Source organism: Pseudomonadota bacterium (assembly GCA_026388255.1).
In the GTDB taxonomy this organism is placed as follows: domain Bacteria; phylum Desulfobacterota; class Syntrophorhabdia; order Syntrophorhabdales; family Syntrophorhabdaceae; genus JAPLKB01.
Genome location: JAPLKC010000052.1, coordinates 1 through 10,425, shown reverse-complemented (window position 1 = coordinate 10,425; position 10,425 = coordinate 1). Strand labels below are relative to the sequence as shown.

8 protein-coding genes are annotated in these 10,425 nt (G+C 47.7%); 5 read left to right on the top strand and 3 right to left on the bottom strand.

Going from position 1 to position 10,425, the window contains the following annotated elements:
* The 5 genes from NT178_06965 to NT178_06945 all read left to right on the top strand — a co-directional run.
* Positions 1-516: 4Fe-4S binding protein (locus tag NT178_06965; protein ID MCX5812269.1), on the top strand; the 516-nt coding region annotated here is incomplete at its 5' end.
* 17 nt (positions 517-533) lie between these two features.
* Positions 534-1,703: an FAD-dependent oxidoreductase gene (locus tag NT178_06960; GenBank protein ID MCX5812268.1), complete on the top strand. Its 1,170-nt coding sequence runs from the start codon at positions 534-536 to the stop codon at positions 1,701-1,703.
* A gap of 59 nt (positions 1,704-1,762) precedes the next feature.
* Positions 1,763-4,267: a molybdopterin-dependent oxidoreductase gene (locus tag NT178_06955; protein MCX5812267.1), complete on the top strand. Its 2,505-nt coding sequence runs from the start codon at positions 1,763-1,765 to the stop codon at positions 4,265-4,267.
* 152 nt (positions 4,268-4,419) lie between these two features.
* Complete coding sequence (locus tag NT178_06950; GenBank protein MCX5812266.1) at positions 4,420-6,522, top strand: ATP-binding protein; 2,103 nt, start codon at positions 4,420-4,422, stop codon at positions 6,520-6,522.
* Entirely contained in the window at positions 6,519-7,880 is a 1,362-nt protein-coding gene (locus NT178_06945) for a sigma-54 dependent transcriptional regulator (GenBank protein MCX5812265.1), read from the top strand. The genes NT178_06950 and NT178_06945 overlap by 4 nt, the downstream gene beginning before the upstream one ends.
* A 299-nt stretch (positions 7,881-8,179) precedes the next feature.
* Here the strand turns inward: NT178_06945 and hybB are convergent, their stop codons facing one another.
* The 3 genes from hybB to NT178_06930 all read right to left on the bottom strand — a co-directional run.
* Positions 8,180-9,385 (bottom strand): Ni/Fe-hydrogenase cytochrome b subunit, encoded by a 1,206-nt coding sequence (gene hybB / locus NT178_06940; protein MCX5812264.1) that lies wholly within the window; start codon positions 9,383-9,385, stop codon positions 8,180-8,182.
* Entirely contained in the window at positions 9,385-10,224 is an 840-nt protein-coding gene (locus NT178_06935; GenBank protein MCX5812263.1) for a 4Fe-4S dicluster domain-containing protein, read from the bottom strand. The genes hybB and NT178_06935 overlap by 1 nt, the downstream gene beginning before the upstream one ends.
* A partial coding sequence (locus NT178_06930; protein MCX5812262.1) for a hypothetical protein occupies positions 10,221-10,425 on the bottom strand: 205 nt, incomplete at its 5' end. The genes NT178_06935 and NT178_06930, both read right to left, overlap by 4 nt.

Genomic DNA, 10,425 nt, shown 5'->3' with positions numbered 1-10,425 from the left:
TCCGGCGGTCTTGTGGTCATGGACGAAACTACATGCATGGTGGATATGGCCAAGTTCTTCCTCCGGTTCACACAGGACGAATCCTGTGGAAAGTGCACCTTTTGCCGCATAGGCACAAAGCGGATGCTTGAAATCCTGGAAAGGATTACTGACGGGAATGGGCAGGAAGGCGACATTGATCTTCTCCAGCACCTTGCCTATCAGATCAGGAATAACACTATTTGTGGTCTCGGGCAGACAGCCCCCAATCCTGTGTTGACAACCTTGAAATATTTCCCTGAGGAATACATTGCCCATATCCGCGACAAAAAATGCCCTGCACACAGTTGCTCTGCTCTGATTACGTACTCAATAAAGGCAGATACTTGCAAGGGTTGCACCCTCTGCGTAAAGGCCTGTCCCGCGGAAGCTATAAGCGGAGAAAAGAAAAAACCTCACGAGATAAACACCGCACTCTGTGTAAAATGTGGCAAGTGCTTTGAAACCTGCAAGTTTAAAGCTGTTGTGAAAAACTAAATAATGGAGAATCGAGTATGACTCAAAAACTAAATATCACAATAAACGACAAGGAATATACGGTCAATCCGGATCAGACGATCCTGGAGGTTATCCGAGAGCACAAGATCGACGACATCCCGACTCTCTGCTACGATCCTAAGCTTCCCCCTTACGGCTCCTGTTATCTCTGTGTGGTGGAAGTAAAAGGGCTTGAGAAACTCGTCCCATCCTGTTCGAGCCCGGTTTCGAACGGGATGGCCGTCTATACGAATAATGACAGAATCAGGGAGTCAAGAAAAACAGCACTTGAACTCCTGCTCTCAAATCACTATGCCGATTGCCTCGGACCATGCACTCAGACATGTCCGGCAGGTGTCGACATACAGGGCTATATTGCCCTTATGGCCATAGGTAAGTACAAAGAGGCGGTGAAACTGATAAAAGAGAAGAATCCTCTGCCTCTCGTCTGCGGGCGGGTCTGCGTGAGGGAGTGTGAGGCTGCCTGTCGCCGGAACAGGGTCGATGACCGGGTAGGAATCGATTACCTGAAACGGTATGCTGCCGATATCGATATCGAGGATCCTTGGAACCCGGAGGTTCCCCCGAGAAATGGAAAGAAGGTTGCCATTATAGGCGGTGGGCCTGCCGGTCTTACCTGTGCTTACTTTCTTACCCTCAAGGGGTATTCCCCGACTATATTTGAAAGATCACAGCACCTGGGCGGCATGCTACGCTATGGGATTCCGGAATATCGTCTGCCCAAAAAGATGCTCGACAGGGAGATTCAGTGGATAACGAACCTGGGCGTTGAGGTAAAGACCAATGTGGCCTTCGGGAACGGGATTAACTTCGACTCTCTCAAGAAGATGGGCTTTGATGCTGTTTTTATTGCCATTGGCGCCCAGAAAGCAAAGAAAATGGGGGTTGAAGGTGAGGATGACGCGGTTGGCGTGATCAAAGGGGCCGATTTCCTCTATCAGATGCAGACAGACAACCAGCCCAAACTTTATGGCAGGGTTGCAGTCATAGGCGGAGGAAATACTGCGATAGATGCTGCCCGTACTGCACTTAGAATGGGCGCAGACAAAGTTACCATTGTATACCGTAGAACCCGGAAAGAAATGCCTGCCCACGATATGGAAATAGATGCTGCCCTGGAAGAGGTACGGGTATTGTTACAAAAGAAAGTCGCCTGGATGCCTTAACCTGTATCCGTATGGAGCTTGGCGAGCCTGATGTTTCAGGTCGGAGAAGCCCTGTTCCTATGAAAGGTTCCGAGTATGATCTGAAGTGCGACTTCGTAATTTCTGCCATCGGCCAGGATATAGAACTCGGGTCTATGACTGCTGAAGGCCAGCTTAAGGCTACAAGACAGAATGCAATTGTGGCCAGCAAGGAAAGCTTTGAAACATCTATTCCGGGTGTATTTGCAGGAGGCGATGCCATTACAGGTCCTGCAGTGGCCATTGATGCCATTGCACACGGGAGGATGGCCGCTGAATCGATAGATGATTTTCTCCGCACCGGCAAGATGGAACCAAGACAAAAGGAATTTTTGAGTAAGAAAGACAGTTTTGGAGAGATCGCTGAAAGCGAATTCCTCCCCATGGCAAAAATAGAAAAAGAGAGAATGCCTGAGCTTCCAGTTAGGGAACGGATTCAAAGCCTCGTAGAGGTTGAGACAGGCTTTACCGAGGAACAGGTGTTCAATGAGACATCCCGTTGTCTGGAATGCGGATGCTCTGCATATTTCGATTGTGCGTTGAGAAAGTATGCTACAGACTTCGGTGTAGATCTGACAAAGTTTCTGGGTGATGTGAGGAGACTCAAGATTGATAAATCCCATCCGCTTATCTCCCTTGATCCGAACAAATGTATTTCCTGTGGCCGCTGTGTGCGTACATGCTCCGAGATAGTAAAAGTTTCAGCCCTTGGATTTGTGTACAGGGGCTTCAAATCAGTGGTCAAACCGTCGATGGAGAAAAGACTTCTGCAAACAAGTTGCATCTCCTGCGGGAACTGCATCGCTGCCTGTCCTACCGGGGCGATTACTGAGAAACTGCCTTTCCGCAAACCAGGTCCTTGGGACTCGCGGAATGTTGAGTCTATCTGTAGCTTCTGCTCTTTAGGTTGTAACATGAGCTACAAAGTATTCTATGATCACTGCTTCACCGTTGCAAATGTAGACGAGACTTCCCACAATAAAGGGTATCTATGCTCAAAGGGGCGGTTCGGGTACAGATATATGATAGATAAAGACCGGCTCCTCACCCCAATTATAAAAAAGAAGGGTGGACACCGGAATGCCACGTGGGACGAAGCTATCGATTATGCGGCACAGAGGCTGGATGCGATTATTAAGGCCTACGGTCCTGAGTCGGTTGCCGTTTTCGGGTCTCCGAGGATGACCAATGAAGAACTTTATCTGCTCCAGAAATTTGTCCGTGCAGGACTCAAAACGAATAACATTGGAAGCTTCACTAACCTGTTAAACGGCGTAGAGCAGGACAGCCTTGACGATATGTTCGGGGTAACCGTCTCTACAACTACTATGGACGATCTACACAAAGCCAATGTTGTTCTGGTAATCAATGCGGATATATCAGAAGAAAACCTTATTGCAGAACTGAAAGTCAAAAGCGCTCAAAAGAGGGGCTCATATCTGGTGACCGTCAATTCCTCTGAAACGGCGCTGAACAAGTTCGCTGATTTATGGATTAATTCAAAGCGTGGAACAAACACCGCGCTGCTAAACATGATCTGTAAGGCACTTATTGACAGAGGGCTGGGAGATATTGATTTTATTGAAAGCCGTACAGAAGGATTCGAGGAACTCAAGATGTCGGTTTCCAACCTGGATATGGGTGCAGTCTCAGAAACCACAGGAGTGGAAGATGAGAAGATTGTACAACTGTGCAACCTGCTGGCATCACCCGATAAGAATGTAATTGTCATGTACAATATCGACTCTTTGTGGGAAAAATCTTGTGATGATCTGAAGGCAATCGGGAACCTGATGATGCTTACCGGAAGAATCGGAAAGCCTGGAAATGGTATTGTCATCCTGAGAGATTATGCAAACTCTCAAGGTCTCCTTGATATGGGCGTCGACGCAAAATATCTGCCGGGGAATATCCGTTTCCGGGACACTGCCCGCATCAAGAAACTCGGCACTAAATGGGGCGTGGACCTAAAGTCCGTCTTCAAGCCTGTGGACATTAAAGCAGACATGGAAAACGACAAAATAAAGGCGCTCATTATATTTGGGGAAGACCCCCTGAACGAACCGTCCAATCTCAGATTCACGGGCAACGCAGACTTCCTGCTTGTTGTCGATAATTTCGTCACCGCAACAGCCATGGAGGCAGATGTGGTGCTTCCGGCATCTGTACCTGTTGAGACGTCCGGTTCATATACAGCGTGCGACAGGATGGTGCAGACATTTGCCAAGGTCTTTGAACCGAAGACCGGTATGGAAAACTGGCAGATTATATGCAAGCTGGCCGGGAAATTGAATATTCCTTTAACCTTCGGATCTGTAAATGATATTGCAGAGCAGATTAAAGAGGACAATCCTGCCTACCGCAATATAGCCCCCGGCACATCCTGGGGAAAGGCATTATTCGAGAAGAAGTTTATGACAGGAAACGGCAAAGGAAAGTTCAGCGCTGCCATGATCGAAGCACTCCCTGTGAATCTGGAGAAGAAACCATACCTGTTCACAGAGAACTACTATAATATGAAAATAAAGAGCAAACTTGCAGAATAAGAATAAAAACATCCTCCGATGCCCACCGAACCGCTTATTCCATTCTAAAGAGGGTGAAAGAAGGATTCGGTGGGTGTGTCGGAATGTGCATTTTAGCGCTGGTTATGATATGATAAATTGTTATAAATAAAGAATCTAAGAAGAGGAACCGCATGAAGTCTTCCCGGAATCTCCAAAACGTTGAGAGTGATTTGAAGAAAAGGGTTCAGGAGCTTGAATGTTTGTACAACATAGGCCCTGAGATAAGATCTGACGGTGACCTTGCACAGAATCTGACAAAGACGGCCACCCACCTGGTTCAGGGTTTGCAATTCCCTGAGATTGCCGCTGCCGCTATATGGCTTGACGGGACCGAATACTCGGCAGAGTCGGCATCTGAGGGAGAGGTCGCAGCATCGCTGACCGCCGAGATTCTCGTATCGGGGAAGAAGAGGGGCTCTGTCGAGGTGTACTATAAGGAAGATGCCCCGTTTCTGGAAGAGGAGAGAAGGCTTATCGAAGAGGTAAGCAGCAAAATATCTAAATACGTAGAGCGACGGGAACTCCACGCTAAATTACAAAAATATGTAGACGAACTTCAGGAGCTTATTGAAGAGAAGCAAAAGTATGTGGGCAATCTCACAGAACTGGTAGAAAAGAAAACAACAGAACTTCAAAACTCGAAGAAAAAGTACGAAGATTTTTTCAAAGATGCGCCAGTCCCCCTCATCATCTCACGGCTGAACGGCGATATCGTCAAGGCCAACAGAGAGTTTTACCGCCTCCTTGACTATCCTGAGGACGGCTCGGTGCATCTCAACTACGTGAGAGACCGGTTGTATGAAAATCCTGCGGTCAGGCCCGTAATCTTCCAGAAGCTTGAGGAAGATGGAAAGATAGAGGCGCTTGACCTCGCCGTCATGGACCGCCACGGGAATCCGATACCTGTCATCGCCTCATGCCTATTCATCGACATGGACGGCGAAAAGTTTGTGGAAACAGGGTACAAGGATATCCGGGTCCGAAAGGAACTGGAGAGAAAACTGATCGAACAGAATGAAAACCTGGAGAGAAAAGTCCTTGGGAGAACTGTCGATCTCGAAAACCAGAAGAACCTTCTCATGAAAAAGAACCAGGAACTGATGACCCTGACTGAGAAGCTGAGGGAGAGCAAAACGAGGCTCCAGGCTCTATTCAAGACGATCACCGATACGGTTGTCGTTCTTGATGCAGACTTTAACATCCTTATGTCAAACCAGAAATCCATTGGTAACAAGGGCAAGTGTTACAAAAAAGTTTTTGGCCAGGATCAACGCTGTGAGGATTGTCTGGCAGAGAGGGTGTTTGAAGAAAAAACATCGGTAAATCAGGAAAAGGTGGTAGGTGATGAGTATTACCTGCTCCAGGCATACCCGATTTTTGGACCTGACTGCGAGGTTACGGGTACCCTCGAAATCTCGCGGGTTATTACCAAAGAAAAGAACATGGAAAGGCAGTTGCTCCAGGCCGATAAGCTCACCTCGCTGGGCCAACTCGTTTCCGGGATTGGTCATGAGATAAACAACCCGAATACCTTCATTCGTGGAAATCTGCATATTGTTCAGGAGGCCATGAATGATATTTTCCCCATCCTAAACGCCTATTATAAATCCCATCCCGATATGAAGATCGCGCGCCTCAGTTATGACATCTTCAAAGAAAACATCCCCATACTGATTGACGACATGGTGCAGGGCTCCAACAGGATCAAAGGCATCGTGGATGGGCTAAAGAAGTTTGCTAAACGCGATGAGGGATTTCTGAATGAGGTCGTCAGCCTTAATAGTATTACGGAGGCGTGCTTGAGGTTGGTGGATAATCAGATTCGAAGAACGGCCGATGTGAAGATCGATTTCGATCCCAAATTGCCCACTGTGGTAGGGAACTCCCAAAAATTACAGCAGGTTATTGTGAACATCCTCATTAATGCGTCTCAGGCTATTGAGAAGCCGAGAGGCACTATCCACGTTCTATCCAGCTTCAACGAAAAAGAGGTAATGCTGCGGGTTAGGGATGATGGGAAGGGGATGGGTGAACGCACCGCAAAACAGATCTTTGACCCTTTTTTTACAACCAAAAGACACCAGGGAGGTACGGGTGGAGGTACGGGCCTTGGTCTTTCCATAGCCTATGGTATCATCAAGGAGCACCAGGGGAGAATTGATGTGGAGAGCAAAGAGGGTATTGGTACTACCTTCTGCATCTACCTTCCAAGAAGCCCTGAGGAGGGCAAATGAACAAGATTCTCGTCATAGATGACGATCAGGCCGTGCTGAACTATCTCAACATTTTTCTGCTCCAGGCAGGTACGTTTGACATAAAGACGCTTAGCAACAGTACGAAAGCATACAGCGAGCTTGCTGCGAATCAGTACGACATCCTGTTGCTAGACATGGATATGCCCGAAGTCACCGGGTTGGACATCTTGAGACATATCCAGGAAAACAACGTAGATGTGGAGACTATTGTCCTCACCGGTGTGGAGGATGTGGCCCTTGCCGTCTCGGCGATGAAACTCGGGGCAATCGAGTATCTAACCAAGCCTGTTGATACGGAACAACTTTTGAATTTGATCAACGCCGCCATGGAAAACAGGCAAAACCAGAAGATTATTGAACAGGAGGTCCGCGTATCCCCCGATCTGAAATTTGCGGATGCCTTCAAGGATATTATCACCCAGAATGAGAAAATGCACAACATCTTCTCCGTTGTTGAAAAGATGGCCCAGACGGACAACAGTATACTAATATGGGGTGAGAGCGGCACAGGAAAAGAACTTATCGCAAGGGCCATACACAAAATCAGCAAAAGAAATAAGGAAAACTTTGTTGCCGTGAATGCAGGCACATTTGCCAACGAGCTCTTTTCCTCTGAGTTTTTCGGTCACAATCAGGGTGCCTTCACAGGGGCAACAACACAGAAAAGGGGGTTTCTGGAAGTAGCGGACAAGGGCACGCTTTTTCTTGATGAAATTGGTGAGCTGGCCCTGCCCATACAGGTGAAGCTCCTTAGAGTCTTGCAGGAAGGGGAGTTTTTTCGCATGGGCTCCACCAAGAATCTGAAAGTCGACGTGCGGATTATTGCCGCCACCAATAAGAACTTGCACCAGGAGATAAAAACGGGAGACTTCAGGAAAGACCTCTTCTATCGTTTGAATATGAATTCAGTTTATCTCCCTCCCCTCAGGGATAGAAAAGGCGACATTCCCCTGCTATGCATGCATTTTCTCAGAAAGTTCTCCGAACTTAACGATAAGAAAATAGAGAAAATCTCCGAAGCAGCCATGAAGCTCCTGTCCCATTTCGACTATCCCGGCAATGTCCGGGAGTTGATGAACATAATCAATAGTGGTGTTATTGTTGAATCTACGAACGAATTAAGAAAGAAATCTCTTCCCAATTATTTCCTCGAAAGCGCACCGATGATTGATGACGGATTGGCGGAGATACCGCTGAAAGCTTTGATTGACGTCGAAAAGGAGCATATCAAGAAGATCCTCCATCACACTGGCGGAAACAAAACAAGGGCAGCGCAGATTCTTGGCATATCACGGATTAACCTGATCTCCAAGGTAAAGAAATATATGATCGAGTAATTCCAATTCCAGATCAAAGCGCTATCATCGCTGGCTTTGTCATCGTCTCCGCTATTTCTGGAACACCCGCAAGCGGCCCCCTCCACGGGCATCAAGCTACGACCCGCTAAAGCGGGCGCCCAGGCCAACCCCTCAACTCGCTTCGCTTGTGTCTACGCCACCTCTTCCTTGCCGCCTTGATTGCCCCACAATTTATTGCGGGGGAGTTCATTACATCTTTGATTTAAAATTGGAATAAACTCCGGCCAACGAAGATTGGATTCCCAGGGGTAAGACTGTGGGAATCCAATGATGTCAAGTTATATAGTTTTTTCAGTTACAGGGTGTTTCTCGATCCGGTGAAAACGGTCGGGAATTGAGTAATCAACTTCTTCGGGGTGGTGCTCAAAAATCGGGAAGTACCTTGCTATCAAAGCAAAAAACAGTATATGGGCTGCGATGATCCCAACTGTCACAACCGATTCCAGGAATGATGGATAATATATCTTCTGGTCTTTCTGGATCAAGCCGAACATGGAGACATTGAATCGGTTCAGCACAAGACCGAAAAAAACGACCATGCTTGCAGCGCGCAACTGCCACCGGCTGTCGGTCCTTATGCGTTTGCTCATAAACATGATTAAAGGGATTATGATGCCCAGTACTACCTCCATAAGAAAAAGAATTGTGAGCCCTGGACGATCAAAGAGCGGCCTTGCACTCAGAAAGAAGAGGGTATAGACTTTGATGAAAAGGTAGATTCCGAGAAACCAGGGGATGATTTTCGTCAGCGTGGCAAGCAACTCTGTTTCATCAGGTTGTTTCAGATACCGGTGTACCATGATGGCTTCAACAATAACAATGGCGAGGCCTGTGAAAACAGCCGAGATCCAGAAGAGCATCGGCAGGAGCGGGTTGTACCAAAGGTTGTGAAGCTTATCTACGGCGATGAGAAAGAAGGTGCCGATAGTCGACTGATGTAGCGTAGCAATTGCCGCTCCTAGAACTATTAGAGGCACCTCTATGGTGCGGAGCAGGCGAAGCGGTATATGAAACCCGAATTTTTCGCATACAGGTGAAAGAAACTCAAGACATGCAACTGTCGTATAAGACATGACACAAAGGGCTACTTCAAACATCGGTGAATGCAGATTAGGATATGCGAAAACATGCCATCCCCGCTGGGGCTGTCCCAGATCAAGTATAAGACCAATACATACAAGGGAATAGCCGAGGAAACCGGTTACGATTGCAGGTCTAACCAACGGCTCCAGTTTCTTAATATGAAAACAGTGAACCACTGCACCCAAAACGAAAGCGCCTGCCGCTAAAGGAACGGATGTTACAACATCAAAGGAAATCCAGAGCCCCCAGGGATATACATCGCTCAAGTTTGTGGTAGTGCCGAGACCGAAGATAAAACGGGCTGCAGCAGCGAGCACACCGGCTGCAACCAGAAGCATGAGTGTCTTAATAAACATATGATACCCTTTAATCTCCTGTTTTATGCTTGCTATAGCAGACATTATTCACCCTCCTCTGGCTGAATTGTCGCGGACTTTTTTGCTTCCTCTTCTTTACGCAACCGGTCTTTTCTGTGGGTAAGCCAGGAGATGAAGGCCAATGAACCACCCATAGTAAGGAATACGCCTGGCACAAAACGCAAGGCTGCCCATGTGAGAGAGGGCAGGGGACGTTTGGTGACATGCTTGAATCCGAGGTCATCGAAAGGCTGCTCTGTAAGATATAATACGCTGGTACCGCCAGCCTCTTCGAGTCCATATATCTTATTAAAATAACGGTCAGGTCTTGCTGCAAGACGCCGTTTTGCCTCCTGAATCATGTCCGTGCGGCTGCCGTAGGAGATAGCCGAGGGACATGCCTTTGCGCATGCAGGTTTAAGTCCTGCCTTAAGCCGACTGTAGCATCCGGTGCATTTTACCACTAAGGGCAGGGCCTTGCTCCATTGGTATTTGGGCACGCCAAAGGGACAGGCGACCATACAAAAGCGGCAACCGATGCAACGCTTGGTGTCGTAAACAACCGGGCCTTCGGGGGTCTTGATAAAGGCGCTGACAGGGCATACAGACACACATGCAGGTTCGTTACAATGCATACACATTTCTTTGTAGAAGGCGAACTGGTTATGGCCGTTTTTTTCATAATCGCGAAATTTGACCTTTGTAAGGGTGTATTCGGACATAGCAGGCGGGTTCTGGTAACCTTCGCCTGTGAAAAACACGGTCTTTTCAGCCTTCATCTGGTTCCATTGTTTGCACGCCACCTGGCAGGCACGACAGCCTGTGCATCTTGTCATATCTATCAGAAATGTTCTATCCTGGGAAAAATCTCTTGTTGCGCTCATGACCTGTTACCTCCCTTCTCAACATTACAAAGGAATGCTTTGTACTCAGGGATGTTTGATGTTGGACTTAATGATTCCGGGGTCAGGACGTTGGCGCTGTCTCCTGTGGCCATACCGGCGTAACCGAAATGCCACGGCATTCCTACCTGTTCAATGGGTTTTCCGTCAACAACGAAGGGTTTAAGACGGGAAGTAACCAGT

Excerpts from the sequence above, each read along its gene's own strand:
- NT178_06935 (MCX5812263.1), bottom strand. The coding sequence starts at position 10,224 with ATGAGCGCAACAAGAGATTTTTCCCAGGATAGAACATTTCTGATAGAT.
- hybB (MCX5812264.1), bottom strand. The coding sequence starts at position 9,385 with ATGTCTGCTATAGCAAGCATAAAACAGGAGATTAAAGGGTATCATATG.
- NT178_06955 (MCX5812267.1), top strand. The coding sequence starts at position 1,763 with ATGAAAGGTTCCGAGTATGATCTGAAGTGCGACTTCGTAATTTCTGCC.
- NT178_06950 (MCX5812266.1), top strand. The coding sequence starts at position 4,420 with ATGAAGTCTTCCCGGAATCTCCAAAACGTTGAGAGTGATTTGAAGAAA.
- NT178_06960 (MCX5812268.1), top strand. The coding sequence starts at position 534 with ATGACTCAAAAACTAAATATCACAATAAACGACAAGGAATATACGGTC.
- NT178_06945 (MCX5812265.1), top strand. The coding sequence starts at position 6,519 with ATGAACAAGATTCTCGTCATAGATGACGATCAGGCCGTGCTGAACTAT.